This window comes from Bacillus sp. V26, assembly GCF_034296245.1.
Lineage (GTDB): Bacteria > Bacillota > Bacilli > Bacillales > Bacillaceae > Bacillus > Bacillus halotolerans.
This window is the reverse complement of sequence record NZ_JAXKQF010000003.1, coordinates 358279-375114: the sequence shown is the minus strand read 5'-3', so window position 1 is coordinate 375114 and position 16836 is coordinate 358279. Positions and strand designations below refer to the sequence as shown.

The following is a 16836-nucleotide window of genomic DNA, read 5'->3' as shown; positions in this document are numbered from 1 at the left end:
AGAGTCGATATAATAGAAACACGGCTAAAAAAAAGAGGGAATGACGATGGCGTATCCAAATGGAAAATTATCAGAAGAAAAAGTGTTTAAAGATCCGGTGCACCGCTATGTTCATGTACGGGACAAGCTGATATGGGATCTGATCGGAACCCGCGAATTTCAGCGTCTCCGCAGAATCAAGCAGCTCGGCACGACATACTTGACGTTCCATGGCGCTGAGCACAGCCGGTTCAACCATTCTCTCGGTGTCTACGAAATTGTCAGGAGAATGGTTGATGATGTCTTTAAAGGCCGTCCTGAATGGGATGACAGTGAGCGCGAACTCTGTTTGTCCGCGGCGCTGCTTCATGATCTCGGGCACGGGCCGTTCTCGCATTCATTTGAAAAAGTCTTTCATCTTGACCATGAAGATTTTACAAGAGATATCATTTTGGGAGACACAGAGGTTAATCAGGTGCTCAGAAAGGTGAGCCCGCGTTTCCCGCAGGATGTTGCTGAAGTCATTGCCAAAACATATAAAAACAAACAAGTGGTCAGCCTGATTTCGAGTCAGATTGACGCGGACCGCATGGATTATCTGCAGCGCGACGCTTACTATACGGGCGTCAGCTACGGCCATTTTGACATGGAGCGGATTCTCCGGGTGATGCGCCCGCGTGAGGATCAAATCGTCATTAAACAAAGCGGAATGCACGCTGTAGAAGACTATATTATGAGCCGCTACCAAATGTACTGGCAGGTCTATTTCCACCCTGTGACGAGAAGTGCGGAGGTTATTTTAACGAAGATTCTCCACAGAGCGAAGCAGCTCCATGATGAAGGTTATGTGTTCACTCATGCTCCGGTTCATTTCTATTCTATTTTTGAAGGGAAACTGACGCTGGAGGATTATTTGAGGCTGGATGAATCTATTATTTTGTATTATTTCCAGGCCTGGGAGGATGAAGAAGACCCGATTTTATCCGATTTGTGCCGCAGGTTCATTAACCGCCAGCTGTTCCAATACGTTGAATTTAATCCGAATGAAGAGATGTCGGCCTATTTTGAGCTGACCTCATTATTCAAAGAGGCTGGAATCGATCCGAGCTATTATTTGGTCGTGGATTCTTCTTCAGATCTGCCATACGATTTTTACCGTCCAGGGGAGGAAGAGGAGCGTTTGCCGATCCATCTCTTGACGCAAAACGGTCAAATCAAAGAGCTGTCCAGACAGTCGGCCATTGTGGAATCCATCTCCGGGAAGCGGCGGACGGACCACAAACTGTACTATCCGAAGGACCTGATTTGTGACGGCACTGAACACCCGGAAGCGAAAATGAAAATCCGGCAGCTGCTGGGACTGACATAGAAATTGGTAAAGAAGGAAAAAGGAGATGTCGGGAATTTGTTGAAAGAACATGCAAAACTGATGAAGGTGTTCTCGGATTCTGGAGAAATCATCGGGCGAAAGAAGCTGCAAAAAATGATTTATATTGCGAAGAAAATGCAGTTTCCTTTCTATGAGAAATATGATTTTCACTTTTACGGGCCGTATTCGGAGGAACTGACGCTCCAAATTGAAGAGCTGTGCAACCTTGGATTCCTGCATGAGGTAAAGGAAAAAAAGGGCGGCTACTTTCAATACCGTTATTCGCTGACAGAGACGGGCTCCGCGTTTTTAGACCACGCCGATCTTGATATGCCTGATATCAAGCACTATATTGACAGTGTAAACAACCGTTCATCACGGTTTTTAGAGCTGGTCTCCACGATTCTTTACTTTGACGGGCTTGAGGCTGAGGAAAAGAAAGAGAAAGTATTTACAATCAAAAGCAAGCAAAAGTATACCAATGAAGAATATGACGAAGCGCTTCAATACATAGAAGAGCTGAAGCAGATTTGTTAACCATACCAAGCAAAAGAAATGAATCGTTTCTTTTGCTTTTTTTATTGACAAAACCTGCTAATGAATCTATTGTGGATAATAGTTATCCATAATGAATCGGGAGGGAACATAATGAAAATGAAATCGGGAATGGAGCAGGGAGTTTCTGTACTTCTGTTACTGTCACGGCTGCCCGTGCAGGCTTCTTTAACATCAGAGGCGATCAGCCAGCGCTTGCACATGTCTCCGTCTTATCTGAAAAAGCTGATGAGAACTTTGGTGCAGGCTGGTTTGGCAGAGTCTATACCAGGTACGAAGGGAGGCTTTACGATTACGAAGCCATTGACGGATATTACCCTCTATGATGTCTATCAAGCTGTTGAAGGAAGAGGTTCCATGTATCAAGGAAAAGGCCTTTTGCCATCTGTATTTGAGAGCGGAAATCCCTGTGTGCTGGAGACGGTAATGGGCGACATTGAGGATAAATGGGCTTCGCTCATGAAGGAAGAAACCTTGCAGGGTGTCATGAACAGAATCGGGAAACTTTATGACCTCGAAAAAATCGATGATTGGGTACATCATCAGCTGAAAGGGCAATGGCAATGAAAAACAGCGGGCCTTTACATCAATCAGGATCAACAGGTATCTCAGTGTTACTCGTGCTCGCTCTCGGTTTTCTCATGGCTACGCTTGATGTGACCGTGGTGAATGTTGCAATTGCTGATATGAAAAACGTTCTTTCCCTTTCACTTTCAGGTGTGACGTGGGTTGTAGACGGGTACATGCTTACATTTGCTTCGCTTCTGCTGGCCGGCGGTGCGCTGGCTGACCGTTACGGCTCAAAGACCATTTATATGCTTGGTTTGGCCGTTTTTGTTCTTGCCTCATGTCTATGCGCTGTATCAGCAAATGGCCAAATGCTGATCGCAGGTCGGCTATTGCAGGGTCTTGGCGCGGCTTTGTTTATGCCAAGTTCACTCAGCCTTTTGGCTGCCTCTTACCCCGATGAACGGGTGCGGGCCAAAATGTTTGGCTTGTGGGCCGCTCTCGTCTCCGCCGCCTCCGGACTGGGGCCTTTTATCGGGGGTGTTCTGGTGAATGCGGCAGGGTGGCAGAGTATTTTTCTGATCAATGTGCCGTTAGGGGTTGCGGCGCTTATTTTCGCCTATCGAACGCTCAGCAGTTTCCCGGGAAAAGGCAGCCGGGTGAATATCACAGGGCATCTGCTTGGAATGGCGGCTCTCGGATTTCTTTCATTTGCGCTGATACAGGGCGCTTCAATAGGCTGGAGTTCGCCCTCCATTCTCGGTGCTTTCGCGGCGGCGGTTTTGGCGTTTGTGCTTTTTCTTCTGAGAGAAATTTTTTCGGCAACATCTATTCTTCCTGCATCATTATATAAAAATGGACGTTTCTCGGCAGCGCAGTTCGTTGGGTTTTTGCTGAATTTTGCTCTTTTCGGCGGTATGTTTATGCTGAGTCTATTTTTGCAGGAAGCAAGAGGCGCAAGTTCCTTTTTAGCGGGAGTCGAACTATTGCCGATGATGGCTGTCTTTGTGGTCGGAAATCTGCTGTTTGCCCGGCTGGCGAACCGTTTTGAAGCGGGGCTTCTTATGTTTGTTTCAATGGCTGTCAGCTGCATCATGGCATTGCTGTTATTTGTCATGGTTTCTCCGGATTTGCCTTACTGGCAGCTTGCGGTTCTGACATCTGCCATGAATCTTGGTGTCGGCATTACGGTTCCTGCCATGACGGCTGTGATTATGAAGACAGCGGGACAGGAGCATGCCAATATCGCAGGAGCAGCTTTAAATGCCAACCGGCAAATCGGGGCATTGGTTGGCGTAGCGGTTTCCGGAGTGGTCATTCATCTGTCCGCCACTTGGTACACTGGAGCTGGGTTTACGTTTTTGATGATGGGCGCGGCATACAGTCTTGCCGCATTCCTTGTGTGGCGGTTTCTGACTTTTCATAAAGAAACGTCCGCTTCTGCATCATCTTAAAATCGTCCATTGTCTTTTCAAGGAATATATAGTAAGATATATGAAATTATTCAAACAGGCACTGATAAGGACACGAGATGCTTTTTACGGTTTCCAGAGAGGGAAGGATCAGCTGAAACCTTCCTAACGCAGAGAAAGCAGCTTACCGCCTTTGAGCCGTATCGGGGAAATTAAGTATCTGATACCGTCATGCTGCGTTACAGCACCGAGCCGACGAACATGTATGTTTGTTGGGAATTTGGGTGGAACCACGAATTTTAACACATTCGTCCCTTGCGAGGGATGGATGTGTTTTTTTATATGAGTCAATAAATGCGATGAAAAGGACATGAATGATATTTACGGTTTTCAGAGAGGGAAGAAAAGGTGCGAGCTTCCCAGCTTAGGAATATCATTTACCGCCTTGGAGCAGCGTTGGGGAACAGTCAGTATCCAATGCCGTTTATGCTGCGTTACAGCACCGAGCCGATGAACATGAAAGTTCGTTGGGAACTTGGGTGGAACCACGGGTTAATCGCACACACTCGTCCCTTATAGAGGGACGGGTGTGTTTTTTTATATACATATAGAAATGCGATGAAAAGGACATGAATGATATTTACGGTTTTCAGAGAGGGAAGAAAAGGTGCGAGCTTCCCAGCTTAGGAATATCATTTACCGCCTTGGAGCAGCATTGGGGAACAATCAGTATCCAATGCCGTTTATGCTGCGTTACAGCACCGAGCCGATGAACATGAAAGTTCGTTGGGAACTTGGGTGGAACCACGGGTTAATCACACACTCGTCCCTTACAGAGGGACGGGTGTGTTTTTTTATATATTCACAATTAATAAGGAGTGTTTGAAATGAGTAAACATGTAAGTATTCAGCTTCCGGACGGACAGGTAAAGGAATATCCGAAAGGCACTACAGTCAAAGAGGCGGCTGCGTCCATTAGCTCCAGTTTGGAAAAGAAAGCAGCAGCGGGACAGGTTAATGGCCGGCTCGTTGATGTCAGCTTCAAGCTGGAGGAAGATGCTGAGCTTTCAATTATCACACTGGATTCTCCAGAAGGCTTGCAGGTGCTTCGCCATACATCAGCGCATGTGCTGGCTCAGGCAGTGAAACGGCTGTACGGCGAAGCGTCCTTGGGAATAGGGCCTGTCATTGAAGACGGATTTTATTATGATATGAAGCTTGATCGGAGTCTGACTTCCGGAGATGTAGAGGCCATCGAAAAAGAGATGAAGCATATTATAAACGAAAATATGGATATCAAGCGAATAGAGGTTTCTTACGAGGAGGCTGAAGCGCTTTTTGCAGAGAAAGGCGAGCCGTTTAAGCTGGAGATTTTGAAAGACATTCCGCGCGGGGAGAAAATGACGCTGTATCAGCAGGGAGAATTTGTTGACCTGTGCCGCGGGCCGCATCTTCCTTCAACAGGAATGATCAAGGCGTTCAAATTAACACGGGTGTCGGGTGCTTATTGGCGAGGAGACAGCCAAAATGAAGTCCTTCAGCGGGTGTACGGTGTTGCGTTTCAAAAGAAAAAAGATCTCGAGGCGCATCTGCATATGCTGGAAGAAGCAGCGAAACGGGATCACCGCAAGCTGGGAAAACAATTAGAGCTGTTTATGTTCTCGGAAGAAGCTCCGGGAATGCCGTTTTATTTGCCAAAAGGGCAGATTGTCCGCAATGAGCTGGAACGCTTTTCGCGTGAACTGCAAACAAATGCCGGCTACGCCGAGGTGCGTACGCCGTTTATGATGAATCAGCGGTTATGGGAGCAGTCGGGGCACTGGGACCATTATCGCGACAATATGTATTTTTCGGAAGTAGATCATACTGCATTTGCAATGAAGCCGATGAACTGCCCCGGCCATATGCTCATCTTTAAAAACAGCCTGTACTCCTATCGGGATCTGCCGATTCGTATGGCGGAGTTCGGCCAGGTGCACCGCCATGAATACAGCGGTGCTCTAAACGGAATGCTCCGCGTCCGGACGTTCTGCCAGGATGACGCGCATATCTTTGTTCGGGAGGATCAAATCGAGAGTGAAATTAAAGAAGCCATTCGGCTGATTGACGAGGTATACCGCACATTCGGTTTCGAGTATACGGTTGAGCTTTCCACTCGCCCGGAGGATTCATCAGGTGAAGACAGCGTGTGGGAAATGTCTGAAAACGCCTTGAAACACGTCCTTGTGGATCTAGGTCTTCCTTATGAAGTAAACGCAGGGGATGGAGCGTTTTACGGAGCGAAAATCGATTTTCATATTAAAGACGCTCTGAAGCGGAGCCACCAATGCGCCACAATCCAGCTTGATTTTCAAATGCCGGAAAAATTTGATTTAATATATATTAATGAGCACAATGAAAAGGTTCGTCCCGTCGTCATTCACAGAGCGGTATACGGCTCAATTGACCGTTTTTTCGGCATTCTGATTGAGCATTTTGGCGGAGCTTTCCCAGTCTGGCTTGCGCCGGTGCAGGTCCAAATTATACCGGTTTCTCACGTTCATATGGACTACTGCGAAAAGGTGCAGTCTGAGCTAAAGCGGCTCGGGATAAGAGCCAATATTGATGAACGCAATGAAAAGCTTGGCTACAAAATCAGAGAATCACAGATGCAGAAAATCCCGTACATGCTGGTGCTTGGGGATCAGGAAGTGAGTGAAAAGGCGGTAAACGTTCGTGAATTCGGACATCAGAAGAGTGAACAAGTTCCTTTTCAGGTGTTTAAAGAGAATATTGTCAAACAGGTGAAAAATCGAAGCATGTAGGAGAAAAGTTGCGAATTCGCTGTTTGCTTTTTTGACTTTCCCTATCTGGTATCAGTAAAATAATAAGTAATCATATCGTTCGTATGTTATGAATGCATCTCGAAATGGGGAAATCTACATGGATCATGACAAACTGGAAGCAAATTTGCTGGATCACGCACTAACAAAATATTTGAAAAGCACGAAACTATTAGATGAAGCCACCGTTCCGAAACATGTGAATAATGTAAGAGGATTTATTCTGCGGATTATATATCGACACGGGAGCTGCACCATAAAGGACATTCTAAAAGAGGTCACGCTGTCTCCGTCTGCCACCACAACCGCTCTGAATCACTTAGAGCAAGAAGGGTTTATTAAGAGATCCAGAAATAACAATGACCGCCGCACCGTTTGGATTACGCTTTCTGAATCGGGGCAGGCAGCGGCTCTTCAGATGATTCAAAATCGCCAGCAGCTGATTGACGGCATGTTTGAACGTTTGACTGCCGAAGAGAAGGCAGCGTTTTTAGCTATTATTGAAAAAATGACGAAATAGAGATGAAAAAGCCGGCTTGCGAAGCGCCGGCTTAATATCAGATTATTCCATATCGCTGAGGCGTTTGCCTGCGACCGCGTAATGGTCTTTTCTCATTTCTTCTATAAAGACAACAATTTTTTCTTCAGAGGCACCGGTCGTTTCTTTCACGGCTTCTGTTACTTTCTCAACTAGATTGCGTTTTTGCTCGTCTGTACGGCCTTCAAGCATTTTGACGGTTACGTATGGCATAGGTGTGAATCCTCCTTTATATCGTTTCCTCTCTTTAGGAAAAGAGGCTTCTTATAGTATACTGAATAAAGTAAATTCTTGCATTTTTAGAAAGAGGGATCATCTCACTTGGACCGTTTTTTATATTACCCGTTGTCTCTAATGCCATATCTGGTCATTACCTTAATTGTTTCGTTTACAATGCATGAACTCGCTCACGCCTATGTCGCATATAAATTTGGTGACAATACGGCGAAAAAAGAAGGAAGGCTGACGCTTAATCCTATCAAACACCTTGATCCGTTCGGAACCATTTTGATCCTGGTGGCCGGCTTTGGATGGGCTCGCCCTGTTCCCGTCAATCGCCGTTTCTTTAAGAAACCTCGTCTGGCAGGCGTACTCGTATCCATTGCCGGGCCGATCAGTAACCTGATTCTTGCGTTTATCGGTTTCTCTTTGTTAGTGTTGATGCATGCTTACGGAATGGAACTGCTTGCGGCATTCAGTACAGGACTGGACCAGTTCTTTTCAATCTGGATACAGCTGAACCTCGTTCTGTTTTTATTTAATCTGCTGCCGCTGCCGCCGCTCGACGGCTATCGTATTATTGAAGATCTCGTCCCGCCGGGGGCGCGTGCCAAGATGACGCAAGCGGAAAGCTACGGCTTTATCGTCTTTTTGGTACTGTTTGTGACACCGCTCGGGTCCTACGTGCTTTGGCCAATGCTCAACGCCGGAAGAGATTCGATTTTACATTTGTTTTCAGCGATATTTCAACCGCTTTTGTAGGAGGTAGAACTCATGGAAGAAAAAAAGAAAAAATCAATCGGGTTTAATATTATCAAAAGTGATCCGACAGACGGACACGGCGGCTTTGGCGTAGGCGCACTCAGCCTGGATAATATTTCACCTGTATTCGTTGATGTAGAGGAAAAAGAAGCGTTCGTTGATATCGGCGCGATGCACGCCCGCAGCGTCGTTGAAAAAGGCATTAAATTTCTGCCTAATAAAGAAGATGTTCCAAACGGAAAACTATACTGGCTTGTGTGGGTGACGATTGACAGAAGAGAAGAGGGCCCTTATTACGCAGGGGTAACAGCCTGTGAACTGACGGTCGACAGAAGCATCAGAAGAGGCTACAAATCGCTCCCGGAGCATGTGAATCTGATGGATAAATCGATGAAACGGAACATTATCATTGATAAAATGGATGACAGCTCGAAGCAAGTGCTTGGCGAATTTCTGAAAAACCATGACCAAGGCCTGTGGGAACGCTCTTCTGATGAATTGAAAAAAGGCCTGCTTCAAGAAGAAAATTAATTTGTGAACTTTCTGTGAACTTTTGGAAAATTTGAATTATTTTCTGTGAACATTGAGTAAACTGGTGATACAGAAATAGGACATGGAAAATCCCGAGCCGAACCAAGACTCGGGGTTTTTCATTTTTTTTGACAGCAGATAGGGGAGATATCGTGTTTCAAACCATGAGGATTGGTGATTGGGTCATTGAAGCGGACGTGGAGGAAACGAGAAGGCAGTATGCAAAAGATATTGAGGATATGTGCGAATGTCTTCTTTGTGAAAATGACCGGGAAGTAATGAAAACACTGCCGTGTGAGAAGGCGGAAATGTTTGCGGATTTTGGTCTTCAGCCGTCTGTTTGTACGGATATTAATGAATTTGGGCCGGAGGGTGACCGTCAGCTTTATGTGGCCAGCTATTTTATTGTCGGACGTATTATAGAAGGGAAAAAAGAATGGGATCCGGATCGTAACTGGTATATATCATTTGAAGTGCCGAGAGATGACCACTTTATCCCCGAAGGATTCCCGAAACCGGTTCTCCAGCTTGACTGCGTGACGCTGCTCCCATGGATAATGGAAGAACCATATTAAATAACCCGGCATCCAGGCAGCCAGGTTATTTTTTAATGATTCCGTCCCAGCCATTTGTCCCACCACTTTTTCGGGGAAGCGGGCTTATCCTTGACTGGATGCTGGTCTTTTGTTTGTTTGACAGGCTCTGAGCCGTAGCACACATTCGCTGGCTCTGTGCCTTTCACAAAATACGTGTAATGCTTGGCTGCGCAGCCCGGGCCGGAGGAGTAGCCTGTTGCCGGATCGATGTAGACGCCGGTCACGCCTTTTGGCGGTTTAAAGGCTGTTTCTGGTTCTCCTTTGAGCGCATCCTCCATAAACTCCGCCCAAATGGTTTTGGCATAGTTTTTTTCTGCGACTGAGTCGATGGTGCTGTTTTTGTCATAGCCCGTCCATACACCCGCAGCCAGCTTCGGATTGAAGCCGATCATCCAGCTGTCTGCGCTTGTTGTGCCTGATTTTCCAGCATAGGTTCTTGTCAGGCGATCCGCGATTGTTCGTCCTGTCACGGATGTATAGCCGTTTAAGTCTGTATCAAACATGCCTGTCATCATATTAGCGGTTACAAAGGCAGCTTTTTCATCCAGCACTTGTTTCTGCTGATTCGGGCTTTCGTACAGTACATGTCCGGCCGCATCATTCACCCTCGTGATAAAGGTCGGTTCGATTTTCTTTCCGCCATTTGCCAGCATGGCATAGGCGTTGACCATCTCAATCGGGCGCACCGGTTCCGTGCCGAGGGCCAAGGATGGCAGCGCTTGGAGCTGCGCGGTGATGCCAAATTCCTTTGCCGCCTGAACGAGCTTGTTCATTCCGAGAAAGAGATGGGTTTTCACAGCATAAATGTTGTCAGACAGCGCCAGGGCCTGAAGAAGCGTGATCGGTTTGTTTGCGTAGTAACCGTTATAGTTGCTTGGAGAATAGGTTTCTCCCTTTGCATCGATTTGAAACTCGGTTTCTTCGCTTTTCATCAGTGTCACTGGCGTAAACCCGCTCTGAATCGCTTTATAATACAGTAACGGTTTGATTGTCGAAGCGGGCTGGCGTTTCGCCTGTGTCGTCCGGTCAAACGGGCTTTTTTGATAATCCCTGCCGCCGACAAGAGCGAGAACGTTTCCTGTGCGTGGATCAATGGCTGAAAATCCGACTTGAATGTCAGAACCGGCGTTAACCGTTTCGGTAATGGTCTCCTCGGCAATGCGCTGAAGCCGTTTATTCACGGTTGTATACACATTTAACCCGCTCGTTTCAATTTGCTCCCGCGTCATGCCGAGTTTTTTTTCCAGGTCTCTCATCGCATTATCATAGAAATAAGGCGCTTTTCTGCTGATGGCGTGTTTATTCAACGGCTGATAGGAAAGGGGCTCTTTGATCAGCTCGTCCGCTTTTTTGCGGCTGATCATCCGCTGCTTTTCCATCATCCGCACAATTGTTTTTTGGCGATCCTTGGCCTTTGTTTCATTGACATAAGGCGAATAGCCGGAAGGGCCTTTCGGAATACCGGCCAAAAGCGCCGCCTCCGCATCTGTCAGGTTTTTGGCATGCTTGCCGAAATAGAGGCGGGACGCTGCTTCGATGCCATAGGCGCCGTGGCCGTAGTATATCGTATTTAAATAGCCTTCTAATATCTCGTCCTTAGAATAGTTTTGTTCCAGACGAATTGTATAGAATGCTTCATTCCATTTGCGTTTCCACGTTTTGTCGTGTTCAAGATACAGGTTTCTCGCATATTGCTGGGTAATGGTGCTTGCGCCCTGCACCTTGGCCAGCGCTTTTAAGTCGGCCAGCGCCGCACCGGCCATGCGTTTATAATCAAAGCCATGGTGATCATAGAAGTTCTGGTCTTCAATCGCCACCGTCGCTTTTACAATCGTCGGATTCATGTCTTTTAAGGGGACCCAATAGCGTTTTTCGCCATAGTTCGTCTCCCCGAGTTTTGAGCCGTCGCTCGCAAACAAAATCGTGGATTGCGACACTTGAACCGAGGGAGCGCCCTGGTATTTGGCTATCAAAATGACAGTCATAAACACAGCAGCTGCCGCTAAGCACGCGAAAGCCCCAAGAAAGATAAAGGCGCGAACGGTTTTGAGCGTCAGTCTCAGCCGTTTATTTGTCATTGCATCCACAATGGTTCCCCCTTTTTTTATGTTTCTACTATTATGAGAAAAAAAGATTGTTTTTAAACATCGTGTGACAGGACGCATCTTTACTTTTTCCCCGCCATCCTCTATACTTTTTCCTTAGGTGAAAATGCGATTTCAACCGGGAATAAAAGCTGAAAAGACGCTTACAATAAATGAATACAGCCTTGAAAGGGAGATGACAATTGAGCGAACTTTGGTACACAGAGAAGCAGACGAAAAACTTTGGCATTACATTGAAGGTTAATAAAACATTACATACAGAACAAACTGAGTTTCAGCATTTAGAAATGGTGGAAACAGAAGAGTTCGGCAACATGCTGTTTTTGGACGGCATGGTGATGACATCTGAAAAAGACGAATTCGTTTATCACGAAATGGTGGCGCATGTGCCATTGTTTACGCACCCGAATCCGGAGCATGTGCTTGTAGTCGGCGGCGGTGACGGCGGCGTCATCAGAGAAATTCTGAAGCACCCGAGCGTGAAAAAAGCGACACTTGTTGATATTGACGGCAAAGTCATCGAATACTCTAAAAAGTTTCTTCCTTCTATTGCGGGAAAACTTGACGATCCGCGTGTTGACGTACAGGTGGATGACGGATTTATGCACATTGCGAAATCTGAAAATCAATACGACGTCATTATGGTAGATTCAACTGAACCAGTCGGGCCTGCGGTAAACCTGTTTACAAAAGGGTTCTATGCCGGAATCGCGAAGGCGCTTAAAGAAGACGGCATTTTTGTCGCGCAGACGGACAACCCATGGTTCACACCGGAATTAATCACAAATGTACAGCGTGACGTGAAGGAAATCTTCCCGATTACGAAGCTGTATACGGCGAACATTCCGACATACCCAAGCGGTTTGTGGACATTTACAATCGGTTCGAAAACATATGATCCGCTTGCAGTGGAAGACAGCCGTTTCTTTGATATTGACACGAAATATTACACAAAAGATATTCATAAAGCGGCGTTTGTTCTGCCGAAATTTGTGAGTGACCTGATTAAATAAAGAATGTATGGCGCAGGAGCGAATCTTGCGCTTTTTTAAAGGAAAGCGAGGGTTTTATAGATGAGATTTGATGAAGCTTATTCAGGAAAAGTATTTATCGCGAGCCGTCCAGAGTGGGAAGAGGCGGACGCCATCCTTTACGGCATGCCGATGGACTGGACGGTGAGCTATCGTCCGGGATCACGCTTTGGCCCGGGAAGAATCCGCGAGGTGTCAATCGGCCTTGAAGAATACAGCCCGTATCTGGACCGTGATCTGGCGGACCTGAACTTCTTTGACGCAGGCGACATTCCGCTGCCATTCGGCAACCCGCAAAAAAGTCTTGATATGATTGAAGAATATGTGGACAGCATTTTAGAAAAAGGAAAATTCCCGATGGGTATGGGCGGGGAGCATCTCGTGTCATGGCCTGTCATGAAAGCAATGTACAAGAAATTTCCTGACCTGGCGATTATTCATTTTGATGCACATACGGATCTTCGCGTCGACTATGAGGGAGAACCGCTTTCTCACTCAACGCCGATCCGTAAAGCGGCGGAATTAATCGGCCCGGAAAATGTGTATTCATTCGGAATCCGTTCCGGTATGAAAGAAGAGTTCGAATGGGCAAAGGAAAACGGCATGCACATCTCTAAGTTTGAAGTGCTTGAGCCGCTGAAAGAGGTTCTTCCGAAGCTGGCAGGCCGTCCGGTATATGTCACAATCGACATTGACGTATTAGACCCTGCTCACGCACCGGGGACAGGAACCGTTGACGCAGGCGGCATCACGTCTAAAGAACTGCTTGCATCCGTCCATGAAATCGCGCGCTCAGAAGTAAACGTGAAGGGCGCAGATTTAGTGGAAGTAGCTCCGATTTACGACCACTCAGAGCAAACGGCAAACACAGCCAGCAAAATCATTCGTGAAATGCTGCTTGGGTTTGTGAAATAAGAGAAACATCCAGACTTTGTCTGGATGTTTTTTGTTCCCATGATTTGCAAACATCTTATACAAGGTGGAAAGAGGGGACGAAAAAAACCGCCGATAAAGGCGGTTTATCTTAAATCATTCCTCGCTGTGCAACTTCCATTTGGTGTGTAGGTGCATTTGCAATATTCGTTGCGACAAACACTGTACTTAGGGCCAGGCAAGAGAGTAATAGTTTAGACTTCAATTTCATACAATCTCACTCCTCCTTGAATAAGTTGCCTTACTTGTTCCACCTTCAGAAAATACGCGGAAGCTTTTTGGAAATTTTCACGTCCATGATAATATTTTGCCACATCAAGCGCAAAATCTTCAAGATCAGCATACATCATTTTACTTTCGAGAAAATCGAAGAATTTCTGAATTGCCTCTTCATCCGGGCCTGATAAGTATAAAGATTTCAAAAATTCAAACTCTGATAAGTAAATGATATCTCCAGCCTCTTTAGAATAAGCAATTCCTTTACTATGATATTCATGAGCTTTATCCATTTTTCCTAATTTATAATGAATTTGTGTAATCAAAAAATAAGCTTGAGGCAGAGAAGGAAGAATGTTAGCTTCTTCAAAAACAGATATGGCTCTTTTGAAATATGTGATTGCTGACTCATACTGTTCTTGGCTGTTTTTGCAAAGTCCGATGTTATACAGCGTTCTTCCCATTAATTGGGGCTGTTTTTCGGATTCTGCCATTGTATAAGCTTTTTTGAAATGTGATATGGCGTCCTCATATTGCTTGAGATCTAAGAAATTGGTAGCAAACAAAGAATGGCATTGAAGCAATCTAATATTATATGCTGTGTGCTCTTTGTATATTTCATATGCCTGCCGTGCATAGTCCATAGAAAAATACGTTTGTTTCATATAGTAATAAGATTCAGACATTTTAAAGAAAAATTCAGCTTTTTCTATTCGATCCTTTACAAAAATCAGCTTGCTTTCGGCTTTTTTGAAAAATTTAATAGCAGATAAGTATTCACGCTGATCCAGTTCGTACATGCCCCTGAAGAAATTAAAGTAATAGTCAAGGACTCCGGTTAAACGAGCCTGTTTTTTATCGATTTCAAGCAGCAAATCGGACAGTCGCGGCTGTTCCTCTATCCGCATGTTTTCTAACGGTTCAAGATACTCAAGCATCAGATTGTGCCGGAATTCCATCAGTGAATAATACAAATGAAGATCCTGGTCTTCTTCCATTTGATCCAGCTCTTGTTTGATTTCTCTTCGTAAATATTCCGCATCCGGTATGCTGAATCGGCGTATGTACATATACCATTCATTAATCTTTTCTCCAACGGAAGAAGAAGATATGACACTTGTCACGTTTGAAAATCCCTCCCTTCATTATTCTATATATGTCATATTTTATCATCATCATTCTTGTGAGAAGCGCAAAAAAACCGCAATCTTTTCTTTCGTTACACCGCATGGTGGCCGGAATTTCTTCAAAAACAGCTTTTACCCTCGGCTGTTTGTACAAGCAAACACATTCACCTTCCATATTCTGTTGTATCTGCGTGAGCAGTGTATGTCTGAAAAGGAAGTGATGAAATGAGGAAAAACAAGCTTTCCTTTAAAGAAAAAGCAGAAGCTGCACAAGATTGTTTATGTTTTTGTGAGGAAGAAACCAGTCGTGAAGCCATGTTTCAAGCGCCGATTGAATTGCCTGAGGGGTTTGTCGTTGATCCGGCTGAAGCTGTTGCAAACGTCACGTGGAATGCAGACAGTCTTTCTTGTGTCAGTGAACGTTGCTTAATTGAGACGGGGCCTGAGCCTGATGAAATCGGTGTTCAATTTGCAGTACGCTTGCAGGGAACCGTCACGCTTCTTGTCAGTGTCTCACCTGTGCGAAACCAATATGGACAAGGGGAGGGGGCTGTTTCTGTCATTCACAATGCAGAGATCGATCAAGTTGTCTATTATTCTGATGAACCGGATGATTGTCCGGATGTCAGTGACATTACGATCGAGAACCTTGTTGTCGTCCCGCCATTTTACGGCAGTCCTTTATCGGTGACGGGAACGATTGTGCTCGCCCCGGAGCCTGAGCCGGAGCCTGTTTATGCGTTTACAGCGAATCCAGATGATCAGTCGGTTTCTGTGGTTGATACAAACACTCATACTGTTGTGACGACGATTTCTCTTCCATACCAACCTACAAGGGTAGAAAAGACGCCAGATAACACCTCTGTGTTTGTTTTGCATTACTATGATCGTGTCATTTCTGTCATCAATCAAGACACATTGAGTGTTACAGCTTCTATTTTGCTGGATCAGCCGCCGGAATCCATATCTTTTATACCTGGACACGAATTTTTTTATGTTGTCGCCGGTGGTGCCATAGATGTGATAGGAATTGAAACCTTAACTGTTGAAAGGTCTATTCCTTTTGAAGGCTTTGATGTTGCAATTGATCCAAATGGATTGTTCGCGTATCTGCTTGGTTTCGGTTCAGTGCAAAGATTGGACTTAAACACAGGTGAAGTGACAGGAATCATTGAGCGGGATCTTATCGTAAATTCCCTAGAAACGGGTTGGCCGGAACGTTACCTTTATGTATTAGAACAAGAATTCTTTTTCAATTATTTGACGGTGATTGATTTAAGTACATTTACGATCAGCAGCACACAAGAGCTGGAGTATGAGGGTGAATATGGAATGTTTAAGAGCGGATCAGGGGTATATTTGTTTGATGATTTCACTCACAATCTATATTCCGTCAGTCCAAGTGGTGCAGGCGTAATAGGAAATCTTCCGCAATCGGCAAGAGACTTTGCGTTTACCCCAAATGGCGAATTTCTGTATGCAACAAATTTTATAGAGCAAAGCATCACTGTTTACAACACGGATGATTATTCTGTGGAAACTGTCATATCGCTTGGCGTTTCACCGAGTGACATTGCGATTTAATCAACTATGCATTTCTAAAAAGAGATGTGAAATCATGAAAAAGAATGATTTTTCTGTTTTACAGGAAAATTGTTTCTGTTTTTGTGATGAAGATGCCAGCAGTGAAGCGCTATTTCAAGTGCCGATTGAAGTTCCGGAGGGGTTTGCCGTTGATCCTGCGGAAGCAGTCACTGCGGTTACATGGAGTACAGACGTGATGAATGGTGAACTGGGGCCGAAGGGTGTAACAGAGATCAGTTTGTCACCCTTGAGCAGGGGAGGACTTTGACCGTCTATTTGAAACTTTGAGGACAATTGTATTTTCTCTGGGCAGTATTAGGGCTTATTTTCTAGAGCCTTATAGTGAACCGTTTCTCATTAACAATGTATATGTCGTTAATACTGCTGCACAAAGGATCATTGCAAACGTGTCTCTTCCTAATGTCTATGACCTTACAGTAACATCCGACAAAGCCCGGCGACAATGCAGTGACCGTGTACCGCACGAGTGATGATTCAGCCGTGACGGTCATTCCGATTGGCGCCGGTCCGTCCGCGATTGCGATGTAGA

The 16836-nt window shown here is 45.4% G+C and carries 16 protein-coding genes, 3 pseudogenes and 2 other annotated features; of the genes and pseudogenes, 15 read left to right on the top strand and 4 right to left on the bottom strand.

Annotation, left to right across the window (positions count from 1 at the left end):
* The first annotated feature begins 46 nt into the window (after window positions 1-46).
* From UJ203_RS12685 to UJ203_RS12655, 7 genes and pseudogenes are all read left to right on the top strand, one after another.
* Window positions 47-1348, top strand: coding sequence for an HD domain-containing protein (locus UJ203_RS12685; RefSeq protein WP_202852779.1), 1302 nt, complete (start codon window positions 47-49; stop codon window positions 1346-1348).
* Between the two features lie 36 nt (window positions 1349-1384).
* On the top strand, window positions 1385-1885 hold the full coding sequence (locus UJ203_RS12680) for a YwgA family protein (RefSeq protein ID WP_024123233.1): 501 nt from the start codon (window positions 1385-1387) through the stop codon (window positions 1883-1885).
* A gap of 111 nt (window positions 1886-1996) precedes the next feature.
* Window positions 1997-2470 carry an Rrf2 family transcriptional regulator gene (locus UJ203_RS12675; protein ID WP_105990784.1) on the top strand — a complete coding sequence of 158 codons (474 nt, stop codon included), beginning with the start codon at window positions 1997-1999 and terminating at the stop codon, window positions 2468-2470.
* On the top strand, window positions 2467-3864 hold the full coding sequence (locus tag UJ203_RS12670) for an MFS transporter (RefSeq protein ID WP_322011243.1): 1398 nt from the start codon (window positions 2467-2469) through the stop codon (window positions 3862-3864). The genes UJ203_RS12675 and UJ203_RS12670 overlap by 4 nt, the downstream gene beginning before the upstream one ends.
* Before the next feature lie 77 nt (window positions 3865-3941).
* A pseudogene (locus tag UJ203_RS12665) lies at window positions 3942-4035 on the top strand (hypothetical protein); the annotation flags it as partial.
* A 137-nt stretch (window positions 4036-4172) separates the two neighbouring features.
* Window positions 4173-4399: a binding site (T-box leader), on the top strand.
* A gap of 32 nt (window positions 4400-4431) precedes the next feature.
* Window positions 4432-4656: a binding site (T-box leader), on the top strand.
* A 53-nt stretch (window positions 4657-4709) separates the two neighbouring features.
* The gene (gene thrS / locus UJ203_RS12660) at window positions 4710-6626 is read left to right on the top strand and encodes a threonine--tRNA ligase (protein ID WP_322011235.1); all 1917 of its coding nucleotides are present in this window, start codon (window positions 4710-4712) and stop codon (window positions 6624-6626) included.
* A gap of 118 nt (window positions 6627-6744) precedes the next feature.
* Window positions 6745-7164, top strand: coding sequence for a MarR family transcriptional regulator (locus tag UJ203_RS12655; protein WP_024123229.1), 420 nt, complete (start codon window positions 6745-6747; stop codon window positions 7162-7164).
* A 42-nt stretch (window positions 7165-7206) separates the two neighbouring features.
* Here the strand turns inward: UJ203_RS12655 and UJ203_RS12650 are convergent, their stop codons facing one another.
* A complete protein-coding gene (locus UJ203_RS12650; protein WP_003222038.1) occupies window positions 7207-7395 on the bottom strand; it encodes a 2-hydroxymuconate tautomerase in 189 nt (62 codons plus the stop codon).
* Window positions 7396-7503: 108 nt separating this feature from the next.
* Here UJ203_RS12650 and UJ203_RS12645 point away from each other — a divergent pair, with 108 nt between their 5' ends.
* The 3 genes from UJ203_RS12645 to UJ203_RS12635 all read left to right on the top strand — a co-directional run bounded on the left by UJ203_RS12645 (window position 7504) and on the right by UJ203_RS12635 (window position 9269).
* On the top strand, window positions 7504-8163 hold the full coding sequence (locus tag UJ203_RS12645) for a site-2 protease family protein (protein WP_101864913.1): 660 nt from the start codon (window positions 7504-7506) through the stop codon (window positions 8161-8163).
* Between the two features lie 12 nt (window positions 8164-8175).
* Window positions 8176-8694, top strand: a complete 519-nt coding sequence (locus UJ203_RS12640; RefSeq protein WP_322011230.1) for a YwhD family protein — start codon at window positions 8176-8178, stop codon at window positions 8692-8694.
* A 152-nt stretch (window positions 8695-8846) separates the two neighbouring features.
* Window positions 8847-9269: a hypothetical protein gene (locus tag UJ203_RS12635; protein WP_322011228.1), complete on the top strand. Its 423-nt coding sequence runs from the start codon at window positions 8847-8849 to the stop codon at window positions 9267-9269.
* 32 nt (window positions 9270-9301) lie between these two features.
* Here UJ203_RS12635 and UJ203_RS12630 read toward each other — a convergent pair whose 3' ends face one another.
* Complete coding sequence (locus UJ203_RS12630; RefSeq protein WP_322011226.1) at window positions 9302-11377, bottom strand: transglycosylase domain-containing protein; 2076 nt, start codon at window positions 11375-11377, stop codon at window positions 9302-9304.
* 200 nt (window positions 11378-11577) lie between these two features.
* Here UJ203_RS12630 and speE point away from each other — a divergent pair, with 200 nt between their 5' ends.
* Window positions 11578-12408 (top strand): spermidine synthase, encoded by an 831-nt coding sequence (gene speE / locus UJ203_RS12625; protein ID WP_059335162.1) that lies wholly within the window; start codon window positions 11578-11580, stop codon window positions 12406-12408.
* Window positions 12409-12468: 60 nt separating this feature from the next.
* A complete protein-coding gene (gene speB, locus UJ203_RS12620) occupies window positions 12469-13341 on the top strand; it encodes an agmatinase (protein WP_105954411.1) in 873 nt (290 codons plus the stop codon).
* 109 nt (window positions 13342-13450) lie between these two features.
* Here the strand turns inward: speB and phrF are convergent, their stop codons facing one another.
* Window positions 13451-13570 carry a phosphatase RapF inhibitor PhrF gene (gene phrF / locus UJ203_RS12615; RefSeq protein ID WP_059292327.1) on the bottom strand — a complete coding sequence of 40 codons (120 nt, stop codon included), beginning with the start codon at window positions 13568-13570 and terminating at the stop codon, window positions 13451-13453.
* Window positions 13554-14699 carry a tetratricopeptide repeat protein gene (locus tag UJ203_RS12610; protein ID WP_105990790.1) on the bottom strand — a complete coding sequence of 382 codons (1146 nt, stop codon included), beginning with the start codon at window positions 14697-14699 and terminating at the stop codon, window positions 13554-13556. Before UJ203_RS12610 ends, phrF begins: the two co-directional genes overlap by 17 nt.
* 228 nt (window positions 14700-14927) lie before the next feature.
* On the opposite strand from UJ203_RS12610, the gene UJ203_RS12605 reads away from it, so the two are divergent.
* The 3 genes and pseudogenes from UJ203_RS12605 to UJ203_RS12600 all read left to right on the top strand — a co-directional run.
* Window positions 14928-16286 (top strand): YncE family protein, encoded by a 1359-nt coding sequence (locus tag UJ203_RS12605; protein WP_322011219.1) that lies wholly within the window; start codon window positions 14928-14930, stop codon window positions 16284-16286.
* Window positions 16287-16320: 34 nt separating this feature from the next.
* Window positions 16321-16488: pseudogene (locus UJ203_RS20920) on the top strand (YncE family protein); the annotation flags it as partial.
* Window positions 16480-16835: pseudogene (locus UJ203_RS12600) on the top strand (YncE family protein); the annotation flags it as partial. The pseudogenes UJ203_RS20920 and UJ203_RS12600, both read left to right, overlap by 9 nt.
* Window position 16836: the final 1 nt, after the last annotated feature.